This window comes from Ensifer sp. BR816 (assembly GCF_000378985.1).
GTDB lineage: Bacteria > Pseudomonadota > Alphaproteobacteria > Rhizobiales > Rhizobiaceae > Sinorhizobium.
In genome coordinates, this window is the sequence record NZ_KB905370.1 from 5257258 (window position 1) to 5281371 (window position 24114).

Sequence of the window (24114 nt, forward strand, 5' to 3'; positions counted from 1 at the left end):
GGTGCTCGTCCTTGCATCACTTACGTGTCTGGCGCGGTTTACCAAGAGGAGGTTCGGATGGAAATCTTTGAGTGTGGATCGAGACCCTCATCCCGCGGCCCGGCCGAGTATTTCCAGGGAGCCGTACGCATCGATCCGGCGTTCGAGGCGCCGGCGCCGGCGCGGGTGCGCGGAGCGACGGTCACCTTCGAACCCGGCGCGCGCACCGCCTGGCACGCGCATCCGCTCGGCCAGACGCTGATCGTCACGGCCGGCCGCGGCCTCGCGCAAAGCTGGGGCGGAGAACTCCGCGAAATCCGCGCCGGCGACGTCGTCTGGTTCCCGCCGGGCGAGAAGCACTGGCATGGCGCGGCCGCGGATACGGGAATGACGCATATCGCCGTCCAGGAGGCACTCGACGGCAAGGTGGTCGATTGGCTGGAGCATGTGACGGACGAGCAGTACCGCGGCGGGTGAGGAACACCATAGGGCAACGATTGTAGCCACTTGCGGACAATTGCTAAAGCTGCGGAAAATGGTGGGCGATGAGAGACTCGAACTCCCGACATCCTCGGTGTAAACGAGGCGCTCTACCAACTGAGCTAATCGCCCTTTCGCGTGTCGAACAGTTGTCCGCCGCGTCGGTGGGCGTGATCTATGCGCTGGCGGCGAAAACCGCAAGAGCATTCGATCGATTTTTTTGATTTTTTTGTGAAGGCTCGTCCGGGTCGGAGAATGAGCGCTGACCGACACTGTGGACAAGGCCGATAGGGGAGGTCGAGGCGGCGATGGCGATCGTGCCGGTCCTGGATCGGAAGAGGGCAGCCGCGGCAGAGTTCGCATGCGTCGATTTTCGGCCTCGACTGTGCTGTGGATCAAATTCGTACGGTCACGGATTTGTCTTCAAACACGCTTGACACCCCAAGGCGAACCGCTTAGTTAGCCGCTCATCGAAACGGCAGGGCCGCTTTGATAAAGGGGTGCGCGAGCGCCCCGGCCAATCAAGGGGAATGCGGGTGTAGCTCAGTCGGTTAGAGTGCCGGCCTGTCACGCCGGAGGTCGCGGGTTCGAGCCCCGTCACTCGCGCCACTCTTGAATGGCAATGCGGCATTCTCAAAAAGTGCCGATGATGAGATAATGGCCGTTCATGGCCATGATGCGCGGGTGTAGCTCAGTCGGTTAGAGTGCCGGCCTGTCACGCCGGAGGTCGCGGGTTCGAGCCCCGTCACTCGCGCCACTTCTTCTCCTATAGGTTTCAGCGCCCAGCCGCCGATTTTTTTGCATTGCGGCAATGTGTCTCGGTCCGGGTTCTGGCGCCGGGATGGGCCGATCCCCGCGATTCCAAGCTCCGCTGTGTCAACGATGCGAAAGTGCCGTTCAAACCTGCGGCGCGAACGGGTTTAAATGGCTGGTCTAGGCTTGCGCATGGGCGCGGGCTGCGCTAACCACTCTGGCGTTGCAACATGATTTTCGGCCTGCGGCATTCGTTGTTCAAGCGCCTCTCCCGGTGCGCTTCGCAGGCAGGGACGGATAACAATGACTGAACTTCTCGGTTCCTACGTTCCGATCGCGATTTTCATTGGAATCGCTCTTGTGATCGGCCTCGCACTGCTGATCGCTCCTTTCGCCGTCGCCTTCAAAGCGCCCGATTCGGAAAAGCTGTCGGCCTACGAGTGCGGCTTCAATGCGTTCGACGACGCCCGCATGAAGTTCGACATCCGCTTCTATCTCGTGTCGATCCTCTTCATCATCTTCGACCTGGAAGTCGCCTTCCTCTTCCCGTGGGCGGTTTCGTTCAAGGATGTGGGCTGGTTCGGCTTCTGGTCGATGATGGTCTTCCTCCTAGTCCTGACGGTCGGCTTTATCTATGAATGGAAAAAGGGAGCGCTGGAATGGAACTAGCATCCGGCACCACGCTCGTTGCGCCGCAGGCGAAGGGCATTGTCGATCCCTCGACCGGCAAGCCGATCGGCAGCAATGATGCATTCTTCGGCGAGATCAACAACGAGCTCGCCGACAAGGGCTTCCTCGTCACCTCGACCGATGAGCTGATCAACTGGGCCCGCACCGGCTCGCTGATGTGGATGACCTTCGGTCTCGCCTGCTGCGCCGTCGAAATGATGCAGATGTCGATGCCGCGCTACGACGCCGAGCGCTTCGGCTTCGCGCCGCGCGCCTCGCCGCGCCAGTCCGACGTCATGATCGTGGCCGGCACGCTGACCAACAAGATGGCGCCGGCGCTGCGCAAGGTCTACGACCAGATGCCCGAGCCGCGCTACGTCATCTCGATGGGCTCCTGCGCCAATGGCGGCGGCTACTATCACTATTCCTATTCGGTCGTGCGCGGCTGCGACCGCGTCGTGCCCGTCGACATCTACGTGCCAGGCTGTCCTCCCACGGCAGAAGCGCTGCTCTACGGCGTGCTTCTGCTGCAGAAGAAGATCCGCCGGACCGGCACGATCGAGCGCTAAGGCAGGGGGTTCTTTTCAATGAGTGAAGCCCTGAACGAGCTTGCGACCTATCTTCGCGAAGCGCGCGGATCGCTGATTGCCGATTCGGCGATCAAGTACGGCGAGCTGACACTGACGGTGAAGGCCGAAAACCTTCTCGAATTCCTGACCTTCCTGCGCGACGATCCGCGCTGCGGCTTCGTGAGCTTTATCGATGTCTGCGGCGTGGACTATCCGCAGCGGCCGGATCGCTTCGACGTCGTGTATCATTTCCTCTCGCCGCGCCAGAACCTGCGTGTTCGCGTCAAGGTCACGACGGGTGAGGGCGAGCCCGTGCCCTCGGCGACCCCGGTCTATCCCGGCGCCGACTGGTTCGAGCGTGAAGCCTACGACATGTACGGCATTCTCTTCACCGGCCATCCGGATCTGCGTCGCATTCTCACGGATTACGGCTTTGAAGGCTATCCGCTGCGCAAGGATTTCCCGACGACCGGCTTCGTCGAGGTTCGTTACGACGACGAGGTCAAGCGGGTGGTCTATGAGCCCGTCGAACTGAGGCAGGAATTCCGCAATTTCGATTTTCTCTCGCCCTGGGAAGGAACGGAATACGTCCTGCCCGGCGACGAGAAGGCGAAGGCACGCTGAGACAAGTCGGTCCGTGGCGATCCCACGAGGACGCCATCTGGCCTGGAGCAATCGGTATGACCGAACATAACGTCCGCAACTTCAACATCAACTTCGGTCCGCAGCATCCGGCGGCGCACGGCGTTCTCCGGCTCGTGCTGGAGCTCGACGGCGAGATCGTCGAGCGCGTCGATCCGCATATCGGCCTCCTGCATCGCGGCACCGAGAAGCTGATCGAGACCAAGACCTACCTGCAGGCGGTGCCCTATTTCGACCGGCTCGACTATGTCGCGCCGATGAACCAGGAGCACGCTTTCGCGCTCGCCGTTGAACGGTTGACGGGCACGGAGGTGCCGATCCGCGGCCAGCTGATCCGCGTTCTCTATTCGGAAATCGGCCGAATCCTCTCGCATCTCCTCAACGTCACCACGCAGGCAATGGACGTTGGCGCGCTGACGCCGCCGCTGTGGGGCTTCGAGGAGCGCGAGAAGCTGATGGTGTTCTATGAGCGGGCCTGCGGCGCGCGCATGCACTCGGCCTATTTCCGTCCGGGCGGCGTGCATCAGGATCTGCCGCATGAACTGGTCGAGGATATCGGCAAGTGGATCGATCCGTTCCTGAAGACCGTCGATGACATCGACGAGCTCCTGACCGGCAACCGCATCTTCAAGCAGCGCAACGTCGATATCGGCGTCGTCAAGCTGGACGACGCCTGGGCCTGGGGCTTCTCGGGCGTCATGGTGCGCGGTTCGGGTGCCGCCTGGGATCTGCGCCGTGCGCAGCCCTACGAGTGCTATTCCGACCTTGAATTCGACATCCCGATTGGCAAGAACGGCGACTGCTACGACCGTTATCTCATCCGCATGATCGAGATGCGCCAGTCGGCGCTGATCATGCGCCAATGCGTCGATCGCCTGCTGGGCGACGCGAAGGTCGGGCCGGTCTCCTCGCTCGACGGCAAGATCGTGCCGCCGAAGCGCGGTGAGATGAAGCGCTCGATGGAAGCGCTGATCCACCACTTCAAGCTCTATACCGAAGGCTATCACGTGCCGGCCGGGGAAGTTTACGCCGCCGTCGAGGCACCGAAGGGCGAGTTCGGCGTCTATCTCGTTTCCGACGGCACCAACAAGCCCTACCGCTGCAAGATCCGTGCGCCGGGCTACGCCCATCTGCAGGCCATGGATTTCCTCTGTCGCGGACACCAGCTCGCCGACGTCTCGGCGGTGCTGGGCTCCCTCGATATCGTGTTCGGCGAGGTGGATCGCTGATGCGTCTGGCGCCGATTGCCGTTCTCGGATTTCTGGCGTTTTGCCCGGCAGCCCTGGCTCAGGAGGATGTCGGCAGCACGTCCTCGTCGGGGCTACACGGCGGCTCCATGGCCGGGCTCCTGTCGAAGGGATACGAGATCAAGGCAGCCGTCGCCAATGGCACGCGCTACATCGTGTTTTTGCAGAAAGACCAGTCAGCCTATGCCTGCGAATTCGTCACGCTGACGAAATCGCGGTGCGGCTCGATTAATTGATAAGGTGTCCACTAGAATGTCCGTTCGTCGACTAGCCGAAGACACTGTCCAGCCAGCGGCCTTTGCATTCAGCAAGGAGAACGCCGCCTGGGCTGAGGCAACGATCAACAAGTATCCGAAGGGCCGCGAGCAGTCGGCGATCATTCCCTTGCTGATGCGCGCCCAGGAACAGGACGGGTGGGTGACGAGAGCGGCCATCGAGTCGATCGCCGACATGCTCGGCATGCCCTATATCCGCGCCCTCGAAGTGGCGACCTTCTACACGCAGTTCCAGCTGAAGCCGGTCGGTTCTCGCGCCCATGTGCAGGTCTGTGGCACGACGCCCTGCATGCTGCGCGGCGCGGAAGACCTGATCAAGGTCTGCAAGACGAAGATCGCCGCCGACCCCTTCACGCTGAACGGAAGCGGCACGCTCTCCTGGGAAGAGGTCGAATGTCAGGGCGCCTGCGTCAACGCGCCGATGGTGATGATCTTCAAGGACACCTATGAGGACCTGACGCCCGAGCGTCTCGAGGAAATCATCGATAGCTTCGACGCAGGCAAGGGCACTGAAATCAACCCTGGCCCCCAGATCGACCGCGTCTATTCCGCCCCGGTCGGCGGCCTGACGACGCTGCAGCTCGTCGAAGCGCCTGTAAAGACGAAGGCGCCGGCCCGCGCAGCCAAGTCAAAGGATGACGGGAGCAAGGACGACAAGGCGGTCAGCGTGCCGCCATCGAATGCCGCCAAGCCGAAGACCTCCGCGGATGTCACCAATCCGGCGCTGAAGACCCCGGCGACCGCGAAGAAGGCGGCGGCGAAGAACGCCAAGGCCGAAGGCGAGACGGTCGACAAGTCCAAGCCGGCGAAGAAGCCGCGGTAAAGAGGTGACCTATGCTGAGAGATGAAGATCGCATCTTTACCAATATCTACGGCCTCAAGGACAAGTCGCTCAAGGGCGCGATGTCGCGCGGCCATTGGGATGGCACCAAGGCGCTTCTCGAAAAGGGCCGCGACTGGATCATCAACGAGGTGAAGGCTTCGGGCCTTCGCGGCCGCGGCGGCGCCGGCTTCCCGACCGGCCTCAAGTGGTCCTTCATGCCGAAGGAAAGCGACGGGCGCCCGCACTACCTCGTCGTCAACGCCGACGAATCGGAGCCCGGCACCTGCAAGGACCGCGACATCATGCGCCACGATCCGCACACGCTGATCGAGGGCTGCGTGATCGCCAGCTTCGCCATGGGCGCGCATGCGGCCTATATCTATGTGCGCGGCGAGTTCATCCGTGAACGCGAGGCGCTGCAGGCGGCAATCGACGAATGCTACGATTACGGCCTGCTCGGCAAGAACAACAAGCTCGGCTACGACATCGACGTCTTCGTCCATCACGGCGCGGGCGCCTATATCTGCGGCGAGGAAACGGCGCTCTTGGAAAGCCTGGAGGGCAAGAAGGGCCAGCCGCGCCTGAAGCCGCCATTCCCGGCGAATATGGGCCTTTATGGCTGCCCGACGACCGTGAACAACGTCGAGTCGATCGCCGTCACGCCGACCATTCTCAGGCGCGGTGCCGGCTGGTACACCAGCTTCGGCCGCCCCAACAATCACGGCACCAAGCTCTATTCGGTCTCGGGTCACGTCAATCGGCCCTGCACGGTCGAGGACGCGATGTCGATCCCGTTCCACGAGCTGATCGACAAGCACTGCGGCGGCATCCGCGGCGGCTGGGACAACCTGCTTGCGGTCATCCCCGGCGGCTCGTCCGTTCCCTGCGTGCCCGGTGCGCAGATAAAGGACGCCATCATGGATTTTGACGGCCTGCGCGAGCTTGGTTCGGGTCTCGGAACGGCCGCCGTCATCGTCATGGACAAGTCGACCGACATCATCAAGGCGATCTGGCGGCTCTCCGCCTTCTACAAGCACGAAAGCTGCGGCCAGTGCACGCCGTGCCGCGAAGGCACCGGCTGGATGATGCGCGTCATGGAGCGCATGGTGCAGGGCCGCGCCCAGAAGCGCGAGATCGACATGCTCTTCGACGTGACGAAGCAGGTCGAAGGCCACACGATCTGTGCGCTTGGCGACGCGGCCGCGTGGCCGATCCAGGGCCTGATCAAGCATTTCCGTCCGGAAATGGAAAAGCGGATCGACGAATATACGCGCAACGCCACCTCGCACGGCGCGGTATTGGAAGCAGCGGAGTAACGAGCGATGGCAGGGACGCGCAATGAAGGACAGGACATGAAAGCGACTGCAGTCATTCCTTTCGTGCGGCCCTTGGGCGCCGGCTCGACCGATCCGTTCGGCATGGCCGAATGGATGAAGACCATGCCGCCTGTTCCGCTGATGGCCAATCCCGTGGCTGCCGTAGCGGCGGCGACCGCGCTCGGCTTCGGCCTGTCGAGCCACTTCGCAGGCGTCATGTTCGGCGCCATGCAGGGGGCTGCAAACGCCCTGCAGAAGAGCGCCGGCGCGGCCGAACCGGCGGAGATTGCCGAACCGGCGCCGGCGATCGAAAAGCCCGAGCCTGTAATTCAGCAGGCTTCGCCAGCGCCGGCAGCCCGCGAGTCCAACCCGGCTCCAGCCGCCCGCGAGGCTCGGCCCGCACCGGCTGCTGTCGCCAAGCCCAAGGCGCGCCCCGCCACGAAGCCCGTCACGGCGAAGCCGAAGGGCGGCGTCGCCGACAATCTGAAGCGGATTTCCGGGATCGGCCCCAAGCTTGAGCAGGTGCTGAACGGCAGGGGCCTTCGCCGGTTTGCCGACATCGCCGCTCTCAGCGAGAAGGATGTCGCGCGGATCGATGCCGAGTTCGCGCTCAACGGCCGCATCCTGCGGGACGATTGGATCGGCCAGGCAAAGACGCTGATCGGCAAGAAATAACGTGACGGCTGTCCGGTCGTCACCACACCGGAAGAGCCGTGAAGGAATTGTCCGGCGCCGCAGAAGGCAGCCGGACGGAAGACAGGATTGAGTGCGAAGATGGCAAAGCTGAAAGTCGACGGAAAAGAGATCGAGGTCCCGGATCATTTCACGCTGCTTCAGGCGTGCGAAGAGGCCGGCGCCGAGGTTCCGCGCTTCTGTTTCCATGAGCGGCTTTCGGTTGCCGGCAATTGCCGCATGTGTCTGATCGAGGTGAAGGGCGGCCCGCCGAAGCCCGCCGCCTCCTGCGCCATGGGCGTGCGCGATCTGCGCCCCGGCCCGAACGGCGAGGCGCCGGAAGTCTTCACGACCACGCCAATGGTCAAGAAGGCCCGCGAAGGCGTCATGGAATTCCTGCTGATCAACCATCCGCTCGACTGCCCGATCTGCGACCAGGGCGGCGAATGCGACCTGCAGGACCAGGCGATGGCCTTCGGCATCGACAGTTCGCGCTATCAGGAAAACAAGCGCGCCGTCGAAGACAAGTACATCGGCCCGCTCGTCAAGACGGTGATGAACCGCTGCATTCACTGCACGCGCTGCGTCCGCTTCACGACGGAGGTCGCGGGCATCGCCGAGCTCGGGCTGATCGGCCGCGGCGAAGATGCGGAGATCACTACCTATCTCGAACAGGCGATGACCTCGGAACTGCAGGGCAACGTCGTGGATTTGTGCCCGGTCGGCGCGCTGACCTCGAAGCCTTTCGCCTTCACCGCGCGCCCGTGGGAGCTCAACAAGAGCGAATCGATCGATGTCATGGACGCGGTCGGCTCGGCGATCCGCGTCGACACGCGCGGCCGCGAGGTGATGCGCGTCATGCCGCGTGTCAACGAGGAGATCAATGAAGAGTGGATCTCCGACAAGAGCCGCTTCATCTGGGACGGGCTGAAGACGCAGCGTCTCGACCGGCCCTATGTGCGGAAGGACGGGCGGCTGCAGTCGGCGACCTGGAGCGAGGCCTTCCAGGCGATCAAGGCGGCCGTCGCCAACAGCTCCGGCGGCAAGATCGGCGCGATCGCCGGCGACCTCGCATCCGTCGAGGAAATGTACGCCCTGAAGGAACTCGTTGCTTCGCTCGGCTCCGAGAATATCGACTGCCGCCAGGACGGCGCAGCGCTCGATCCGTCACTCGGCCGCGCCAGCTACATTTTCAATCCGACGATCCAGGGGATCGAGAGTGCTGACGCGCTGCTCATCATCGGCTCCAACCCGCGCTTCGAGGCTTCCGTCCTCAACGCGCGCATCCGCAAGCGTTATCGCATGGGCAAGTTCCCGATCGCCGTCATCGGCGAAAATGGCGATCTGCGCTATGAATATCAGTATCTCGGCGCCGGTACCGAAACGCTTGGCGAACTCGTTTCCGGCAAGGGCAAGTTCTTCGAGACGCTGAAGAAGGCAGAACGGCCGCTGATCATCGTGGGCCAGGGCGCTCTCGCAGGCGAGGGCGGTGCTGCCGTTCTCGCCAGCGCGGCAAAGCTCGGCGTTGCTGTCGGCGCGGTCGGCACGGAGTGGAACGGCTTCGCCGTCCTGCACACGGCAGCCTCGCGCGTCGGCGGCCTGGACCTCGGTTTCGTCCCCAGCAACGGCGGCATGTCGGCGGCGCAGATGGTCGGCGGCGCGGACGTGCTGTTCCTGCTCGGCTCCGACGAGATCGATCTTTCGGCAAGGAAAGGCTTCACCGTTTACATTGGCTCGCACGGCGACAATGGCGCGCATGCGGCGGACGTCATCCTCCCAGGTGCCGCCTATACGGAAAAATCCGGGACCTGGGTCAATACCGAAGGCCGTGTACAGGTCGGCAACCGCGCCGGCTTTGCACCGGGCGACGCACGCGAGGACTGGGCGATCATCCGCGCGCTTTCCGATGTGCTCGGCCGGAAGCTGCCGTTTGATTCGCTTGGCGAATTGCGTGCGAAGCTCCACGCGGCTCATCCGCATTTCGCAGAGGTCGACAGCATTGCTGCAGGAAGCAGCGACGAAATTGCCGCACTTGCGCAAAAAGCCGGTGAGATGGCCAAATCCGTGTTTGCGTCTCCGGTCAAAGACTTCTATTTGACGAACCCGATAGCGCGCGCATCCGCCGTCATGGCCGAATGCTCGGCTTTGGCGCGCAACAATTTCAAAGCTGCCGCGGAATGAGCGCGAGGGAATAGAGCATCATGGACGCTTTCATTTCGAGCTACGTCTGGCCAACGGCCATCATGATCGGCCAGTCGCTGCTGCTCCTGGTCGCACTGCTGGTCTTCATTGCCTATATCCTGCTCGCCGACCGCAAGATCTGGGCCGCCGTGCAGCTTCGCCGCGGTCCTAACGTGGTGGGTCCCTGGGGTCTTTTCCAGTCCTTCGCCGACCTTCTGAAATTCGTCTTCAAGGAGCCGGTCATTCCGGCCGGCGCCAACAAGACGATCTTCCTGCTCGCGCCGCTCGTCTCCGTGACGCTGGCGCTTGCCGCCTGGGCGGTCATTCCGCTCAATGCGAACTGGGTGATCGCGAACATCAATGTCGGCATCCTCTTCGTCTTCGCCATATCTTCTCTCGAGGTTTATGGCATCATCATGGGCGGCTGGGCGTCGAATTCGAAATATCCCTTCCTGGGCGCGCTGCGCTCCGCCGCGCAGATGGTGTCCTATGAAGTCTCGATCGGCTTCGTCATCGTCACCGTGCTGCTCTGCGTCGGCTCGCTCAACCTGACGGACATCGTCAATGCGCAGTCGGACGGTCTCGGAACGATGATCGGCCTGCCGGCCTCCTTCCTCGACTGGCATTGGCTGTCGCTCTTCCCGATGTTCATCGTGTTCTTCATCTCGGCGCTCGCCGAGACGAACCGCCCGCCTTTCGACCTGCCCGAAGCAGAATCCGAACTCGTCGCCGGCTTCATGGTCGAATACGGCTCGACCCCGTACATGATGTTCATGCTCGGCGAATACGCGGCGATCTGCCTGATGTGCGCGCTGACGACGATCCTGTTCCTCGGCGGCTGGCTACCGCCGGTCGATATCTGGATCCTCAACTGGGTACCGGGCATCATCTGGTTCGTGCTGAAAGCCTCGTTCGTGTTCTTCATGTTCGCGATGGTGAAGGCCTTCGTGCCGCGCTACCGCTACGACCAGCTGATGCGTCTCGGCTGGAAGGTCTTTCTGCCGTTGTCGCTGGCGATGGTCGTCATCGTCGCATTCGTTCTGAAGCTCATGGGGTGGGCATGATGGCCGCCCAAGCTTCGCTGCATACCGTCGGCTTCTCCCAGGCCGGCAAGTTTGGAGGTTAATGATGGCCGGTCTGTCGCAAGCCGTCAGCTCACTGTTCCTCAAGGAATTCGTCGGCGCGTTCTTTCTGTCGATGCGCTATTTCTTCCGGCCGAAGGCGACCCTGAACTATCCCTTCGAAAAAGGCCCGGTCAGCCCGCGCTTCCGCGGCGAGCATGCGCTGCGCCGCTATCCGAACGGCGAAGAGCGCTGCATCGCCTGCAAGCTTTGCGAGGCGATCTGTCCCGCCCAGGCCATCACCATCGAGGCCGGCCCGCGCCGCAACGACGGCACCCGCCGCACGGTGCGCTACGACATCGACATGGTGAAGTGCATCTATTGCGGCTTCTGCCAGGAAGCCTGTCCGGTCGATGCCATCGTCGAGGGGCCGAACTTCGAATTCGCCACCGAGACGCGCGAAGAGCTCTATTACGACAAGGAAAAGCTACTCGCCAACGGCGACCGGTGGGAGCGGGAAATCGCGCGCAACATTGCAATGGACTCGCCCTACCGCTGAGGCCATCTGCGTAAACGCCGCATCGCGCCGCTCGCAAGGAGGCATGCGGAACAGGTTTGGGCACTGGCCGGACAGACGTCCGGCTTTGCCTCGTGGAGTGAGGGCAGCGCGCCGTCACGCCGAGCAAGACGAAAAAGGCACCGATCATGGGTCTGCAGGCTCTTTTTTTCTATCTCTTCGCCTTCATCGCGGTGGCGTCGGCATTCATGGTCATCGCGGCAAAGAACCCGGTCTACTCGGTTCTGTTCCTGATCCTGACCTTCTTCAACGCGGCCGGGCTGTTCCTGCTGACGGGTGCCGAGTTCCTGGCGATGATCCTGCTGGTGGTCTATGTCGGCGCGGTCGCGGTTCTCTTCCTTTTCGTGGTCATGATGCTCGACATCGACTTCGCCGAACTGCGCGCGGGCGTGCTTGAATACGCGCCGGTCGGCGCGCTGATCGGTTTGATCCTCGCTGCCGAGCTGATCATCGTCGTCGGCGGTTCGACCTTCTCGCCGGAGATCGCCAAGGGCATCGCCATGCCGATCCCGGCCGTCACCGAGCGGACCAACACGGCCGCGCTCGGGGACGTGCTCTACACCCACTACATCTATTTCTTCCAGATCGCCGGGCTGGTGCTGCTCGTCGCCATGATCGGCGCCATCGTGCTCACCCTGCGTCATCGCGAAAACATCAAGCGTCAGAGCATTCCGCGCCAGGTTGCCCGCTCGCCCGAGACCGCCGTCGAGGTGGTCACGGTCAAGCCGGGTCAGGGCCTTTAATCGGGACGCGAGGTCGAGGGATCAGACTTATGGAAATCGGAATTTCCCACTATCTCACCGTCAGCGCCATTCTCTTCACGCTCGGCGTCTTCGGCATCTTCCTCAACCGGAAGAACGTCATCATCATCCTGATGTCGGTGGAGCTCATCCTGCTTGCGGTCAACATCAACATGGTCGCCTTCTCGGCGTTCCTGAACGACATCACCGGCCAGGTCTTCGCGCTGTTCATCCTGACAGTCGCGGCCGCCGAAGCCGCGATTGGACTTGCAATTCTCGTCGTCTTCTACCGCAACCGCGGTTCGATCGCCGTCGAAGACGTCAACATGATGAAGGGCTGACAGGGCCATGGACACCATTATCAAGGCTATCGTCTTTCTGCCTCTGATCGGCTTTCTGATCGCCGGCCTGCTTGGCACCCAGATCGGCGCCAAGGCATCAGAATATGTGACCAGCGGCCTGATGCTGATCGCGCTGGCGCTCTCCTGGTTCGTCTTCTTCGACGTCGCCCTCGGCCACGAGGAGATGATCAAGGTTTCGGTGCTGCATTGGATCCAGTCGGGCAGCTTCGACGTCGAATGGGCCTTCCGCGTCGACACGCTGACCGCCGTCATGTTCGTGGTCGTCAACACGGTCTCGACGCTGGTGCACATCTATTCGATCGGTTATATGCACCACGATCCGCATCGTCCGCGCTTCTTCGGCTATCTGTCGCTCTTCACCTTCGCGATGCTGATGCTGATCACCTCGGACAACCTGCTGCAGATGTTCTTCGGCTGGGAAGGCGTGGGCCTGGCGTCGTATCTGCTGATCGGCTTCTGGTACAAGAAGCCCTCGGCCAATGCCGCGGCGATCAAGGCCTTCATCGTCAACCGTGTCGGCGACTTCGGCTTCTCGCTCGGCATCTTCTGCGTCTTCGTGCTGTTCGGCTCGATCAATCTCGAAACCGTCTTCGCCGCAGCCCAGAGCTACCTGCCGGCTGAAGGTGCAGAGGCAGGGGAGGCGGTGATCACGCTCTTCGGCATGCACCTCGACAAGGCTGATGCGCTGACGGCAACCTGCCTGCTGCTCTTCATGGGCGCCATGGGCAAGTCGGCGCAGTTCCTGCTGCACACCTGGCTGCCGGACGCCATGGAAGGCCCGACGCCGGTTTCGGCCCTCATCCATGCCGCGACCATGGTGACCGCCGGCGTCTTCCTCGTCGCCCGCATGTCGCCGCTCTTCGAACTGTCGCCGGATGCGCTGACGGTCGTCACGCTGATCGGTGCGATCACCGCCTTCTTCGCTGCGACCGTCGGTCTCGTTCAGAACGACATCAAGCGCGTCATCGCCTATTCGACCTGTTCGCAGCTCGGCTACATGTTCGTGGCACTCGGCGTCGGGGCTTACGGTGCCGCGATCTTCCACCTCTTCACGCACGCCTTCTTCAAGGCACTGCTGTTCCTTGGCGCCGGTTCGGTGATCCACGCCGTCGATGGCGAGCAGGACATGCGCTACATGGGCGGTTTGCGCACGCATATCCCCGTCACCTACTGGATGATGTTCATCGGCACGATCGCGCTGACGGGCGTCGGCATCCCGGGCACAGTCATCGGCACCGCGGGCTTCTTCTCGAAGGATGCGATCATCGAATCGACCTTCGCCTCGCACAGCATCGTTTCGGGCCTTGCCTTCGCCCTGCTCGTGATCGCCGCGCTGTTCACCAGCTTCTATTCCTGGCGCCTGACCTTCATGACCTTCCACGGCACGCCGCGCGCGTCGCACGAGGTCATGCATCACGTGCACGAGTCGCCTCAGGTCATGCTGGTGCCGCTCTACATCCTCGCGCTCGGTGCGCTCGTCGCGGGCTTCCTGTTCCACGATTATTTCTTCGGCCATCACTACGCCGAATTCTGGCAGGGCGCGCTCTTCACGTCGGCCGAGAACGAAATCCTCGAGGAATACCACCATGTTCCGCTGTGGGTGAAATGGAGCCCGTTCGTCGCCATGGCGCTCGGGTTGTTCACGGCCTGGTACATGTATATCCGCTCGCCGGAGACGCCGAAGTATCTCGCCCGGCAGCATCGCGGTCTCTACCAGTTCCTGCTCAACAAGTGGTATTTCGACGAGCTCTACGATTTCCTCTTCGTCCGCACCGCCAAGCGTCTCGGCACGTTCCTCTGGAAGGAGGGTGACGGCCGCGTCATCGACGGGTTCGGGCCGAACGGGGTCGCGGCACGCGTTCTCGACGTCACCGATCGCGTCGTCCGGTTGCAGACCGGATACCTCTATCACTACGCGTTCGTCATGCTGATCGGCATTGCGGCGCTCGTTACCTGGATGATGCTCGGGAGTTCCTTCTGATGACCGATTGGCCCGTACTTTCCGCGGTCACCTTCCTGCCGCTGGTCGGCGCCCTGCTTCTCCTGCTGATGCGGGAAGACAGCGCCGCCGGCCGCCGCAACATCCTGAACATCTCGCTACTGACGACGATCTTCGTTTTCGCGCTGTCGCTCTATGTCTGGTACCAGTTCGACCCCTCGAACCCCGGCTTCCAGATGATCGAGAAGCATGAGTGGCTCGGTACCGGCATTTCCTACCATCTCGGCATAGACGGCATTTCGGTGCTGTTCCTGCCGCTGACGGCATTCCTGATGCCGTTCTGCGTGCTGGCGAGCTGGGTGACGATCGAGAAGCGCCTGAAGGAATACATGATTGCGTTTCTGTTGCTGGAAACGCTGATGCTCGGCGTCTTCGTCTCGCTCGACATCGTGCTCTTCTACGTCTTCTTCGAGGCGGGCCTCATCCCGATGTTCATCATCATCGGCGTCTGGGGCGGCAAGGACCGCGTCTATGCGAGCTACAAGTTCTTCCTCTACACGCTGCTCGGCTCGGTGCTGATGCTGCTTGCCATCATGGCGATGTATTGGCAGGCCGGCACGACGGACATCACCGAACTGCTCAAGTATGATTTCCCGCGGCAGATGCAGACCTGGCTGTGGCTTGCCTTCTTCGCGTCCTTCGCGGTGAAGATGCCGATGTGGCCGGTCCATACCTGGCTTCCCGACGCGCACGTCCAGGCGCCGACGGCGGGCTCGGTCATCCTGGCCGGTATTCTCCTGAAGCTCGGCGGTTACGGCTTCCTGCGCTTCTCGCTGCCGATGTTCCCGCTGGCGTCCGATTATTTCGCGCCGCTCGTCTATACGCTGTCGATTGTCGCGATCATCTATACCTCGCTGGTGGCGATGATGCAGAGCGACATCAAGAAGCTGATCGCATACTCCTCCGTTGCGCATATGGGCTACGTGACGATGGGGACCTTTGCGGCGAACGTCCAGGGTGTGCAGGGCGCGATCTTCCAGATGCTCTCGCACGGCATCGTCTCGGGCGCGCTCTTCCTTTGCGTCGGCGTCGTCTACGACCGGCTGCACACGCGCGAAATCTCGGCCTATGGCGGCCTCGTCAACAACATGCCGAAATATGCCGTGGCCTTCATGGTGTTCACCATGGCCAATGTCGGCCTTCCGGGCACCTCGGGCTTCGTCGGCGAAGTCCTGACGCTGGTCGGCGCCTTCCGCGCCAACACCTGGGTCGCGCTCTTTGCGACCAGCGGCGTCATCCTGTCGGCCGCCTATGCCCTCTGGCTCTATCGCCGGGTGATCTTCGGCGCGCTGGAAAAGGATAGCCTCAAGGCGATGCTCGATCTGTCGACGCGCGAGAAGGTCATCCTCTATCCGCTGGTGATCCTGACGATCTTCTTCGGTGTCTATCCGGCGCCGGTCTTCGATGCGACGGCGGCCTCCGTGGATCTGCTCGTCAACAACTACGCCGCAGCCCTGCAGGCAGCGCAAGACGTTGCGCTTTCGGTGCACTGACCACAGGATGTGATGGACATGACTGCTGAAACCCTTTTTGCAAGCCTGCAACTCTCAGTCCCCGAGCTGATCCTGGCGGTCGGCGCGCTGGTGCTGCTGATGGTCGGCGTCTATTCGAGCGAACGGGCCACGCCGGTCGTCACCGGGCTCTCCGTGGCGGTGCTCATCGTTGCCGGATTGTGGCTCGTCCTGAACACTGGTGACGGCGAGGCCTATGGCGGCGCCTTCCTTTCGGATCCCTTTGCGAAGTTCATGAAGGTCCTGGCGCTGATCGGCTCGATCACCGTCATGGTGATGACGATCGGCCAGGCCCGCGCCGCTCAGATCGACCGCTTTGAGTTTCCGGTGCTGCTGCTGCTCGCGACCCTCGGCATGCTGCTGATGATCTCGGCCAATGACCTGATTTCGCTCTATCTGTCACTGGAACTGCAGTCGCTGGCGCTCTACGTCGTGGCCGCGATCAATCGCGACAGCGTGCGCTCGACCGAAGCGGGCCTCAAATACTTCGTTCTCGGCGCTCTGTCTTCGGGCATGCTGCTCTACGGCATGTCGCTCGTCTATGGCTTCACCGGCCATACCGGCTTCGACGAGATCGCTGCGGCGCTCACCGCGGAAGGCCGATCGCTCGGCCTCGTGTTCGGCCTGGTCTTCATCCTCGCCGGCCTTGCCTTCAAAATCTCGGCCGTTCCGTTCCATATGTGGACGCCGGACGTCTATGAAGGCGCACCGACACCGGTAACGGCCTTCTTCGCCGCCGGACCCAAGGTCGCGGCCATTTCCATTCTGGTGCGCGTCGTTATCGAGGCCTTCGAGCCGGTCGTTGCCGACTGGCAGCAGATCGTCGTGTTCATTTCGATCGCTTCGATGCTGCTTGGCGCCTTCGCCGCGATTGGCCAGCGCAACATCAAGCGACTGATGGCCTATTCCTCGATCGGCCATATGGGCTATGCGCTCGTCGGCCTTGCCGCCGGGTCGATGGCCGGCGTGCGTGGCGTCATTCTCTACATGCTGATCTACATGGTGATGACGCTCGGCACCTTCGCATGCATCTTGGCGATGCGCCGCAAGGACGGGCAGCATGTCGAGGGCATCGATGACCTCGCCGGCCTGTCGCAGACCAACCCGTTGATGGCGACGGTGCTGACGATCCTGATGTTCTCGCTCGCCGGCATCCCGCCGCTTGCCGGCTTCTTCGCGAAATATTTCGTGTTCGTTGCCGCGATCGAAGCCCAGCTCTATGGGCTGGCGATCATCGGCGTTCTCGCATCCGTCGTCGGCGCCTACTATTACCTGCGCGTCATCAAGGTCATGTGGTTCGACGAGGCGAAGGGTGAGTTTGCCCGCACGGCAGGCGAGTTGCGGTTGGTCTACGGGCTTTCCGGCCTGTTCGTGCTCGGCTACGTGCTGATCGGCGGCCCGCTCGGAAATGCCGCCGAGGCTGCGGCGCGGACATTCTTTTGAGCGGCGGGCAGGGCAGCGGCCGGATCTCGCCTGACGATTTCCGGCACATAGCGCTTGCCGAAACTGTCTCGACGAACAGCGAATGCCTGGCGCGTGCGCGCGCGGGTGATCCGGGCAACCTCTGGATCACCGCCGCGCGCCAGACGGGCGGCCGCGGCCGACGCGGCCGCGAATGGTTTTCCGAGCCCGGCAATCTCTATGCATCCCTGCTGCTCATCGATCCAGCGCCGGTGGCGCAACTGCATTCATTGCCGCTCGCAGCCGCCGTTGCCGTCCACCGCGCCATTCGCAGGGTGATGCCTCCGGGTTCGCCGGAGGTGGCGATCAAATGGCCGAACGACATCCTCATCGATGGCCGGAAAACCTGCGGCATCCTGCTTGAAGGCGAAGGCCTCCCGGACGGCCGTCATGCGCTGGTGATCGGCTGCGGCGTCAACGTCGCGGTGATGCCGGAAGCGGGGCTCTACCCGGTCACCTCGCTTCGGCACGAGGGCGCGACGATCTCGGCCGAGGAACTGTTTGCGCATCTGTTCGTGACGATGGCTGAGGCGCTCTCGATCTGGGATCGTGGCACCGGCATTGCCGCGATCATCGATCAGTGGAAGGCCGCCGCGAAGGGCATTGGCGAGGCGATCACTGTCAACCTGCCGGACCGGTCGATTGCCGGCCGTTTTGTCGGTATCAACGAAGACGGGCGGCTGCTGCTCGACACAGGCTCGGGCGCGCCGCTGGCAATCGCCGCGGGCGACGTATTTCTCGGATAAACAAGAATAGAGGCGCATCGAAAAAATGGCGCAAGAAGAAGAACTGGTGTTCTTGCCGCTCGGCGGCGTTGGCGAGATCGGCATGAATCTCGGCCTTTATGGTTATGGCAAGCCCGGCAGCCGGCAATGGATCATGGTCGATTGCGGCGTGACCTTTCCCGGGCCGGAACTGCCCGGCGTGGAACTCGTTCTGCCCGATATATCCTTTCTCGCCGAGGAGCGTCGCAATCTCAAGGCGATCATCATCACGCACGCCCACGAGGATCATTACGGCGCGCTGAACGATCTCTGGCCGGGGCTGAACGTTCCGGTCTATGCCTCGCCGTTCACGGCCGGAATGCTCGAGGCGAAGCGTGACTTCGAAAAGGGCCGCAGCGACATCCCGGTCACCGTCTTCAAGGCCGGCGACCGCATCAATGTCGGCCCCTTCAGCATCGAGGCGGTCGGCGTCAACCACTCCATTCCCGAGCCGATGTCGCTGGTGATCCGGACGCCGCTCGGCACGGTTGTCCACACCGGCGATTGGAAGATCGATCTCGAGCCCTCGCTCGGCCCGATCACCAACGAAGGGCGTTTTCGTCAGATCGGCGAGGAAGGCGTCCTCGCGCTCGTCTGCGATTCGACCAATGCGCTGCGCGACGGCGTTTCGCCTTCCGAGCGGGAGGTATCGGAAAGCCTGGCAAAAATCATCGCCGACGCCGAGGGCCGTGTCGGCATCACGACCTTTTCGTCGAATGTCGGCCGTATCCGTTCGGTCGCGGAAGCGGCGGAGGCCGCCGGTCGCGAAGTGCTCCTGCTCGGCAGTTCGATGAAGCGCGTCGTCGACGTCGCGAAGGATCTCGGCATCATGGAGGGCCTGAAGCCCTTCCTGGCGGAGGACGAATTCGGCTATATCCCGCGCGACAAGGTGGTCGTGATCCTGACCGGAAGCCAGGGCGAGCCGCGCGCGGCGCTGGCCAAGATCGCCCGCGACGAGATGCGCAATGTGGCGTTTTCGGCCGGCGACACCATCGTCTTCTCGTCGCGCACGATCCCCGGCAACGAGAAGGCGATCAATGACATCAAGAACGGCCTGATCGAGCAGGGCATCCATATCGTCACCGACAGCGAGGCGCTGGTGCATGTCTCGGGTCATCCGCGCCGCAATGAATTGCAGCAGATGTACCAATGGCTGAAGCCTCAGATCGTCGTGCCGGTTCATGGCGAGGCGGCGCATTTGACGGCGCATGCCGAGCTTGCCGTGCATTCGGGCATCGCGAGCGTCCCGCGGCTGCGCAACGGCGAGATCCTGCGCCTCGCGCCCGGATCCGCCGGAGTGGTTGACGAGGCGCCGCATGGGCGCATCTACAAGGATGGAACCCTTATCGGCGATTTCGACGAGATGGGTATTGGCGAACGCCGCAAACTCTCCTTCGCCGGCCACGTCTCCGTCAACGTCGTGCTCGACAACCGCTACGACTTTCTCGGCGATCCGGTCGTCGTGCCGATCGGGCTTCCGCAGTTCGACGACGAGGGCGACGAGATGGACGACGTGCTCTATGACGCCGTGCTCGGCGCGGTGGAAAGCATCCCCCGCGCCAAGCGCAAGGATCTCGCGATGCTGCAGGAAGCCGTCCGGCGCGCGGTGCGCAGCACGGCCAACCAGATCTGGGGCAAGAAGCCGATCGTCACGGTCTTTGTCACCAAAGTCTGATTTGTCCGATCGGCGAGCCGGTGTAAGACCGGTTGGAGCCTTCGATGAGGGAGATGTACGATGCTCGGAAGAGTGAACCATGTGGCGATCGCCGTGCCGGACCTCGCCGCTGCGGCGGAGAGCTATCGCACAACCCTCGGCGCCGTTGTGACGGAGTCCCAAGCCCTTCCGGAACACGGCGTCACCGTGGTCTTCGTCACCCTTCCCAATACCAAGGTCGAATTGCTGGAACCGCTCGGCGACCAGTCGCCGATTGCCGCCTTTCTCGAGAAAAACCCGGCCGGCGGCATGCATCACATCTGCTATGAGGTGGACGACATCATCGCGGCGCGCGACCGGCTGCGGGAGGCGGGCGCGCGCGTGCTCGGCGACGGCAATCCGAAGATCGGCGCCCACGGCAAGCCGGTGCTTTTCCTGCATCCCAAGGACTTTCAAGGCACTCTGGTCGAGCTTGAAGAGGTGTGACAGTCGGGCGCGGTGCGGCCATTTGCGTGGGCGGCCGGAAGGGCCTATAAGGCGCATCCAGCGCCGCGCGTCTTCTCGGACGTACAAAGGTCGCTGCGGCCGGCGAGGCTGCTGCCAAACGGCCGGCCGCCTGACCGTGTCCTTCATCAGAGAACCTGGATGTCCGCCTTTTCGATCTTTGCCGTCTATTTCATCATCTGGTGGCTCACGCTTTTCACGGTCCTGCCGTTCGGCGTGAAGACGCAGGCCGAGGAGAACGATGTCGTGCCCGGCAGCGTCGAGAGCGCGCCGGCGCGTTTTCGTGGCTTGCGGGTGGTCGTGATGACGACGGTCATCGCCGCCGTAATCCATCTCGGCTGGTATGTCCTGTCCGTGAAGTTGGGATATGGCCTTGATGAGATGTTCGGCTTCATCGGCCCTGAACTCTGATCGCGATGCAGGTGCCTCTCGCGGCGTGTTTCCTTGCATTGATGCTAAAACATACAGCATTTCAAATCGTTACGGCAACCCTCGTGCGTCTGAGGGGACGCGTGGTGCTGCAGGAGAACTGAGGATACGCAAGAAGTGTGCCGCAAGGTGAGGGCGATCTCGGCAGCGGCCAGCGAGCCGGCTCGGAGGTCAGGCTCTTGACAGACAATAAATCGACATATTTTGGCACTGCTTCGTTTCCAGTGCGGGCGAGAAAGCAAAAAAAAACAAGGCCAAAGCCTTGTTTTTTAAGTTTCGCGTGATCTTTCAACCGTTGCCGGCGGCAGCGAACGAGCGCGCCTAAGATCTTATCCTCCCAAGACTTGACCGCGAAATTCGGCAAGAATTTGGTCTTCTTGCCTGTTTTGTGAGCCGAAACTAGCTCAAACAATGGGCGATGTCACCAGGTTTTTTTGCATTTTTGCTACAGTTTGGCAAAAAATTCCGGTTGACAGAAATGCCCCTTGTCCTGCTACTAGCGTGCTCTTTTGACGCAGGGCTACGGCTGTATTTTCGCCGGCGCAGCAAGTTTCTGGGTGCTGCTGTCTTCCCGACGCTGCAGGGTTTTCTTCCGCGCGCGAAGCGGTTATGAACGCTGAACTCGAAGGCTTCCCCTGGTCGCCCCACTGGGAATTCAAGAGCCCGATATTCAAACGGCAATCGCCGCCTTGCCCATCAGAGGGCGAGGGCGGTTGTCGCAGCACAACGTCATTTCGCCCTAATCCGCCGATAGTGCGAGAGCCACCAGTTCCGGAACCCGTCATGCGCCTGTCCCGCTATTTCATGCCCATCTTGAAGGAAAACCCCAAGGAAGCGGAAATCGTTTCCCATCGGCTGATGCTGAGGACCGGCATGATCCGCCAGCAGTCGGCCGGCATCTACAGCTGGTTGCCGCTCGGCAAGCGCGTTCTCGACAAGGTCAATGCGATCATTCGCGAGGAACAGAACCGCTCCGGGGCTGTCGAGTTGCTGATGCCGACCCTGCAGTCGGCGGAACTCTGGCAGGAGAGCGGGCGTTACGACGCCTACGGCAAGGAGATGCTACGCATCAAGGACCGGCAGGACCGGCCGATGCTTTACGGCCCGACCAACGAGGAGATGATAACGGACATCTTCCGCTCCTCGGTGAAGTCCTATCGCAACCTGCCGCTCAACCTCTATCACATCCAGCTGAAATTCCGGGACGAGATCCGTCCGCGCTTCGGCACCATGCGTTCCCGCGAGTTCCTGATGAAGGACGCCTATTCCTTCGATCTCGATCGGGAAGGGGCGGAGCATGCCTACAACAAGATGTTTGCCGCCTATCTGCGCACCTTCGACCGTATGGGCTTGCGCGCCATCCCGATGCGTGCCGATACCGGCCCGATCGGGGGCAACCTTAGCCATGAATTCATCATTCTTGCCGACACCGGCGAATCGGAAGTGTTCTGCCACAAGGACTTCCTCGGTTTCGACATTCCGGGCGAGGATACGAAATTCGATGACGCCGCCGGGCTGAAGGCAATCTTTGACAAGTGGACCTCGCGCTACGCCGCGACCTCCGAAATGCACGACGAGGCTGCCTTCGACGCGATACCGGATGGTGAGCGTCTGTCGGCGCGGGGCATCGAGGTCGGCCACATCTTCTATTTCGGCACGAAATACTCCGAGGCGATGGGCGCCAAGGTGCTCGGCCCCGACGGCAAGGAGCACCTCGTCCATATGGGCTCCTACGGCATCGGCCCGACCCGCCTGGTGCCGGCGATCATCGAAGCTTCGCATGACGAGAACGGCATTATCTGGCCGAAGGCGGTGGCGCCGTTCGACGCGGTCGTCATCAACATGAAAACCGGCGATGCCGCTTGCGATGCGGCCTGCGGCACGCTCTACTCCGACCTCGGCAAGGCCGGATTCGACGTTCTTCTGGACGATACCGACGACCGCGCCGGCGCGAAATTCGCGACCGCCGATCTGATCGGCGTTCCGGTGCAGATCATTGTCGGGCCGCGCTCGATCGCCAATGGCGAAGTCGAGGTCAAGAACCGCAAGACCGGCGCGCGCGAGACGATGACGCTGGAAGCCGCGATCAACAAGCTGGTCGCGACAAGATAAGAGGCAAGGGGCGACGATGACCGTGGCGACGGAAGAGCAAGTGCAGGTTGCCGCGCCATCCGGCAAATCATTGAGTCGTCCCTTCTCCGCCTTCGAGCGCATGGTTGCCTGGCGCTACCTGCGCTCGCGGCGCAAGGAAGCCTTCATCTCCGTCATTGCCGGCTTCTCCTTCATTGGCATCATGCTCGGCGTTGCGACGTTGATCATCGTCATGGCTGTGATGAACGGTTTCCGCACCGAGCTCATATCGCGCATTCTCGGCATGAACGGGCACATGATCGTCCAGCCGCTCGACGGACCGCTTACCAACTATGCCGAACTCGCCACGAAGTTCTCCGCCGTGCCGGGGGTGACGATGGCGATCCCGATGGTCGAAGGGCAGGTGCTTGCGCAAGGCATCGGCGATGCCTCCACCGGTGCCCTGGTGCGCGGCATGCGGGCGGAAGACCTGATGAAGCTCAAATCGATCTCGGAGCACATTCAATCCGGCGATCTCGTGGGCTTTGCCTCGGGCGCCGGCGTTGCGATCGGTTCGCGCATGGCCGAGCAACTGGGGATTCGCGTCGGCGGCACGATCACGCTCACCTCGCCGAACGGCGACGTCACGCCGCTCGGCATGAATCCGCGTGTCAAGGCCTATACGGTTTCGGCGATCTTTGAGATGGGCATGTCGGAATACGACGCGACGATCATCTTCATGCCGCTCGAGGAAGCACAGCTCTATTTCAATGCCGAGGGGCTGGTCCAGTCGATAGAACTCTTCGTCGAGCAACCGGACGCCGTCGACAACTTTCGCAAGCCGATCGAGGATGCCGCCGGCCGGCAGGTCTTCCTGACCGATTGGCGCGACCGCAACAGGACATTCTTCTCGGCGCTCGAGGTGGAGCGCAACGTGATGTTCATGATCCTGACGCTGATCGTGCTCGTCGCGGCGCTCAATATCGTCTCCGGCCTGATCATGCTGGTGAAGGACAAGGGCAGCGACATCGCCATCCTGCGGACGATGGGTGCGACCTCCGGTTCCGTGATGCGGATCTTCTTCATGACCGGGGCGGCCATCGGTGTCGCGGGAACGATCGCCGGCGTCGTCCTCGGCGTCGTCGTCTGCCTCAATATCGAGTCGATCCGGCAGTTTTTCTCCTGGGTATCCGGGGCGACGCTCTTCGATCCGGAGCTCTATTTCCTGAGTCAACTGCCCGCCGACATGAACGCCGATGAGACCATCTCCGTCGTCGTCATGGCGCTGGCGCTTTCCTTCCTGGCGACGATCTTTCCGGCCTGGCGCGCCTCACGCCTCGATCCGGTGCAGGCCCTGCGGTACGAATAACAAGGAC

23 protein-coding genes and 3 tRNA genes are annotated in these 24114 nt (G+C 62.2%); 25 read left to right on the forward strand and 1 reads right to left on the reverse strand.

Annotated elements, in window-relative coordinates; all coding sequences use genetic code 11:
• The first annotated feature begins 57 nt into the window (after positions 1-57).
• Positions 58-456, forward strand: a complete 399-nt coding sequence (locus RHIBR816_RS0125225; protein WP_018239389.1) for a cupin domain-containing protein — start codon at positions 58-60, stop codon at positions 454-456.
• 59 nt (positions 457-515) lie between these two features.
• Here the strand turns inward: RHIBR816_RS0125225 and RHIBR816_RS0125230 are convergent.
• Positions 516-591: transfer RNA gene (locus RHIBR816_RS0125230), tRNA-Val, on the reverse strand.
• Positions 592-991: 400 nt separating this feature from the next.
• Between RHIBR816_RS0125230 and RHIBR816_RS0125235 the strand changes: the two genes are divergently transcribed.
• The 24 genes from RHIBR816_RS0125235 (at position 992) to RHIBR816_RS0125350 (ending at position 24107) form a co-directional block, all read left to right on the forward strand.
• Positions 992-1068 (forward strand) — tRNA-Asp (locus tag RHIBR816_RS0125235).
• A gap of 71 nt (positions 1069-1139) precedes the next feature.
• Positions 1140-1216 (forward strand) — tRNA-Asp (locus RHIBR816_RS0125240).
• A gap of 299 nt (positions 1217-1515) precedes the next feature.
• Complete coding sequence (locus tag RHIBR816_RS0125245; protein WP_018239390.1) at positions 1516-1881, forward strand: NADH-quinone oxidoreductase subunit A; 366 nt, start codon at positions 1516-1518, stop codon at positions 1879-1881.
• Positions 1872-2450 (forward strand): NADH-quinone oxidoreductase subunit B family protein, encoded by a 579-nt coding sequence (locus tag RHIBR816_RS0125250; RefSeq protein ID WP_018239391.1) that lies wholly within the window; start codon positions 1872-1874, stop codon positions 2448-2450. Before RHIBR816_RS0125245 ends, RHIBR816_RS0125250 begins: the two co-directional genes overlap by 10 nt.
• An 18-nt stretch (positions 2451-2468) precedes the next feature.
• Positions 2469-3074, forward strand: a complete 606-nt coding sequence (locus RHIBR816_RS0125255) for an NADH-quinone oxidoreductase subunit C (protein WP_018239392.1) — start codon at positions 2469-2471, stop codon at positions 3072-3074.
• Positions 3075-3130: 56 nt separating this feature from the next.
• Positions 3131-4321 (forward strand): NADH-quinone oxidoreductase subunit D, encoded by a 1191-nt coding sequence (locus RHIBR816_RS0125260; RefSeq protein ID WP_018239393.1) that lies wholly within the window; start codon positions 3131-3133, stop codon positions 4319-4321.
• Positions 4321-4575 carry a hypothetical protein gene (locus tag RHIBR816_RS0125265; RefSeq protein WP_018239394.1) on the forward strand — a complete coding sequence of 85 codons (255 nt, stop codon included), beginning with the start codon at positions 4321-4323 and terminating at the stop codon, positions 4573-4575. Before RHIBR816_RS0125260 ends, RHIBR816_RS0125265 begins: the two co-directional genes overlap by 1 nt.
• Before the next feature lie 16 nt (positions 4576-4591).
• Positions 4592-5437 carry an NADH-quinone oxidoreductase subunit NuoE gene (nuoE, locus tag RHIBR816_RS0125270; protein ID WP_018239395.1) on the forward strand — a complete coding sequence of 282 codons (846 nt, stop codon included), beginning with the start codon at positions 4592-4594 and terminating at the stop codon, positions 5435-5437.
• An 11-nt stretch (positions 5438-5448) separates the two neighbouring features.
• The gene (gene nuoF / locus RHIBR816_RS0125275) at positions 5449-6753 is read left to right on the forward strand and encodes an NADH-quinone oxidoreductase subunit NuoF (RefSeq protein WP_018239396.1); all 1305 of its coding nucleotides are present in this window, start codon (positions 5449-5451) and stop codon (positions 6751-6753) included.
• A 6-nt stretch (positions 6754-6759) separates the two neighbouring features.
• Positions 6760-7428: an NADH ubiquinone oxidoreductase gene (locus RHIBR816_RS0125280; RefSeq protein ID WP_018239397.1), complete on the forward strand. Its 669-nt coding sequence runs from the start codon at positions 6760-6762 to the stop codon at positions 7426-7428.
• 99 nt (positions 7429-7527) lie between these two features.
• Positions 7528-9606 carry an NADH-quinone oxidoreductase subunit NuoG gene (gene nuoG / locus RHIBR816_RS0125285; protein WP_026187410.1) on the forward strand — a complete coding sequence of 693 codons (2079 nt, stop codon included), beginning with the start codon at positions 7528-7530 and terminating at the stop codon, positions 9604-9606.
• A 20-nt stretch (positions 9607-9626) separates the two neighbouring features.
• The gene (nuoH, locus tag RHIBR816_RS0125290) at positions 9627-10670 is read left to right on the forward strand and encodes an NADH-quinone oxidoreductase subunit NuoH (protein ID WP_014327993.1); all 1044 of its coding nucleotides are present in this window, start codon (positions 9627-9629) and stop codon (positions 10668-10670) included.
• Positions 10671-10734: 64 nt separating this feature from the next.
• On the forward strand, positions 10735-11226 hold the full coding sequence (nuoI, locus tag RHIBR816_RS0125295; RefSeq protein ID WP_012707628.1) for an NADH-quinone oxidoreductase subunit NuoI: 492 nt from the start codon (positions 10735-10737) through the stop codon (positions 11224-11226).
• Between the two features lie 146 nt (positions 11227-11372).
• On the forward strand, positions 11373-11987 hold the full coding sequence (locus RHIBR816_RS0125300; RefSeq protein ID WP_018239399.1) for an NADH-quinone oxidoreductase subunit J: 615 nt from the start codon (positions 11373-11375) through the stop codon (positions 11985-11987).
• Between the two features lie 29 nt (positions 11988-12016).
• Positions 12017-12325 carry an NADH-quinone oxidoreductase subunit NuoK gene (nuoK, locus tag RHIBR816_RS0125305; RefSeq protein WP_003531854.1) on the forward strand — a complete coding sequence of 103 codons (309 nt, stop codon included), beginning with the start codon at positions 12017-12019 and terminating at the stop codon, positions 12323-12325.
• 7 nt (positions 12326-12332) lie between these two features.
• Positions 12333-14327, forward strand: coding sequence for an NADH-quinone oxidoreductase subunit L (gene nuoL, locus RHIBR816_RS0125310; protein WP_018239400.1), 1995 nt, complete (start codon positions 12333-12335; stop codon positions 14325-14327).
• Positions 14327-15838: an NADH-quinone oxidoreductase subunit M gene (locus tag RHIBR816_RS0125315; RefSeq protein WP_018239401.1), complete on the forward strand. Its 1512-nt coding sequence runs from the start codon at positions 14327-14329 to the stop codon at positions 15836-15838. Before nuoL ends, RHIBR816_RS0125315 begins: the two co-directional genes overlap by 1 nt.
• 18 nt (positions 15839-15856) lie before the next feature.
• Positions 15857-17299, forward strand: coding sequence for an NADH-quinone oxidoreductase subunit NuoN (gene nuoN, locus RHIBR816_RS0125320; RefSeq protein WP_026187411.1), 1443 nt, complete (start codon positions 15857-15859; stop codon positions 17297-17299).
• Positions 17296-18063, forward strand: coding sequence for a biotin--[acetyl-CoA-carboxylase] ligase (locus tag RHIBR816_RS0125325; RefSeq protein ID WP_018239403.1), 768 nt, complete (start codon positions 17296-17298; stop codon positions 18061-18063). Before nuoN ends, RHIBR816_RS0125325 begins: the two co-directional genes overlap by 4 nt.
• Before the next feature lie 25 nt (positions 18064-18088).
• Complete coding sequence (locus RHIBR816_RS0125330; protein WP_018239404.1) at positions 18089-19756, forward strand: ribonuclease J; 1668 nt, start codon at positions 18089-18091, stop codon at positions 19754-19756.
• A gap of 60 nt (positions 19757-19816) precedes the next feature.
• Entirely contained in the window at positions 19817-20221 is a 405-nt protein-coding gene (gene mce, locus RHIBR816_RS0125335) for a methylmalonyl-CoA epimerase (RefSeq protein WP_018239405.1), read from the forward strand.
• A 159-nt stretch (positions 20222-20380) separates the two neighbouring features.
• Complete coding sequence (locus tag RHIBR816_RS0125340) at positions 20381-20650, forward strand: DUF1467 family protein (RefSeq protein WP_026187412.1); 270 nt, start codon at positions 20381-20383, stop codon at positions 20648-20650.
• An 801-nt stretch (positions 20651-21451) separates the two neighbouring features.
• Positions 21452-22780, forward strand: a complete 1329-nt coding sequence (gene proS, locus RHIBR816_RS0125345; RefSeq protein WP_018239407.1) for a proline--tRNA ligase — start codon at positions 21452-21454, stop codon at positions 22778-22780.
• Positions 22781-22796: 16 nt separating this feature from the next.
• The gene (locus RHIBR816_RS0125350) at positions 22797-24107 is read left to right on the forward strand and encodes a lipoprotein-releasing ABC transporter permease subunit (protein WP_018239408.1); all 1311 of its coding nucleotides are present in this window, start codon (positions 22797-22799) and stop codon (positions 24105-24107) included.
• The last annotated feature ends 7 nt before the right edge of the window (positions 24108-24114 follow it).

Excerpts from the sequence above, each read along its gene's own strand:
- RHIBR816_RS0125225 (WP_018239389.1), top strand. The coding sequence starts at position 58 with ATGGAAATCTTTGAGTGTGGATCGAGACCCTCATCCCGCGGCCCGGCC.
- mce (WP_018239405.1), top strand. The coding sequence starts at position 19,817 with ATGCTCGGAAGAGTGAACCATGTGGCGATCGCCGTGCCGGACCTCGCC.
- nuoF (WP_018239396.1), top strand. The coding sequence starts at position 5,449 with ATGCTGAGAGATGAAGATCGCATCTTTACCAATATCTACGGCCTCAAG.
- RHIBR816_RS0125300 (WP_018239399.1), top strand. The coding sequence starts at position 11,373 with ATGGGTCTGCAGGCTCTTTTTTTCTATCTCTTCGCCTTCATCGCGGTG.
- nuoI (WP_012707628.1), top strand. The coding sequence starts at position 10,735 with ATGGCCGGTCTGTCGCAAGCCGTCAGCTCACTGTTCCTCAAGGAATTC.
- nuoG (WP_026187410.1), top strand. The coding sequence starts at position 7,528 with ATGGCAAAGCTGAAAGTCGACGGAAAAGAGATCGAGGTCCCGGATCAT.
- RHIBR816_RS0125340 (WP_026187412.1), top strand. The coding sequence starts at position 20,381 with ATGTCCGCCTTTTCGATCTTTGCCGTCTATTTCATCATCTGGTGGCTC.
- RHIBR816_RS0125245 (WP_018239390.1), top strand. The coding sequence starts at position 1,516 with ATGACTGAACTTCTCGGTTCCTACGTTCCGATCGCGATTTTCATTGGA.
- proS (WP_018239407.1), top strand. The coding sequence starts at position 21,452 with ATGCGCCTGTCCCGCTATTTCATGCCCATCTTGAAGGAAAACCCCAAG.
- RHIBR816_RS0125350 (WP_018239408.1), top strand. The coding sequence starts at position 22,797 with ATGACCGTGGCGACGGAAGAGCAAGTGCAGGTTGCCGCGCCATCCGGC.
- nuoE (WP_018239395.1), top strand. The coding sequence starts at position 4,592 with ATGTCCGTTCGTCGACTAGCCGAAGACACTGTCCAGCCAGCGGCCTTT.
- RHIBR816_RS0125265 (WP_018239394.1), top strand. The coding sequence starts at position 4,321 with ATGCGTCTGGCGCCGATTGCCGTTCTCGGATTTCTGGCGTTTTGCCCG.
- RHIBR816_RS0125260 (WP_018239393.1), top strand. The coding sequence starts at position 3,131 with ATGACCGAACATAACGTCCGCAACTTCAACATCAACTTCGGTCCGCAG.
- nuoH (WP_014327993.1), top strand. The coding sequence starts at position 9,627 with ATGGACGCTTTCATTTCGAGCTACGTCTGGCCAACGGCCATCATGATC.
- nuoN (WP_026187411.1), top strand. The coding sequence starts at position 15,857 with ATGACTGCTGAAACCCTTTTTGCAAGCCTGCAACTCTCAGTCCCCGAG.
- RHIBR816_RS0125330 (WP_018239404.1), top strand. The coding sequence starts at position 18,089 with ATGGCGCAAGAAGAAGAACTGGTGTTCTTGCCGCTCGGCGGCGTTGGC.
- RHIBR816_RS0125255 (WP_018239392.1), top strand. The coding sequence starts at position 2,469 with ATGAGTGAAGCCCTGAACGAGCTTGCGACCTATCTTCGCGAAGCGCGC.
- nuoK (WP_003531854.1), top strand. The coding sequence starts at position 12,017 with ATGGAAATCGGAATTTCCCACTATCTCACCGTCAGCGCCATTCTCTTC.
- RHIBR816_RS0125250 (WP_018239391.1), top strand. The coding sequence starts at position 1,872 with ATGGAACTAGCATCCGGCACCACGCTCGTTGCGCCGCAGGCGAAGGGC.
- RHIBR816_RS0125315 (WP_018239401.1), top strand. The coding sequence starts at position 14,327 with ATGACCGATTGGCCCGTACTTTCCGCGGTCACCTTCCTGCCGCTGGTC.
- nuoL (WP_018239400.1), top strand. The coding sequence starts at position 12,333 with ATGGACACCATTATCAAGGCTATCGTCTTTCTGCCTCTGATCGGCTTT.
- RHIBR816_RS0125280 (WP_018239397.1), top strand. The coding sequence starts at position 6,760 with ATGGCAGGGACGCGCAATGAAGGACAGGACATGAAAGCGACTGCAGTC.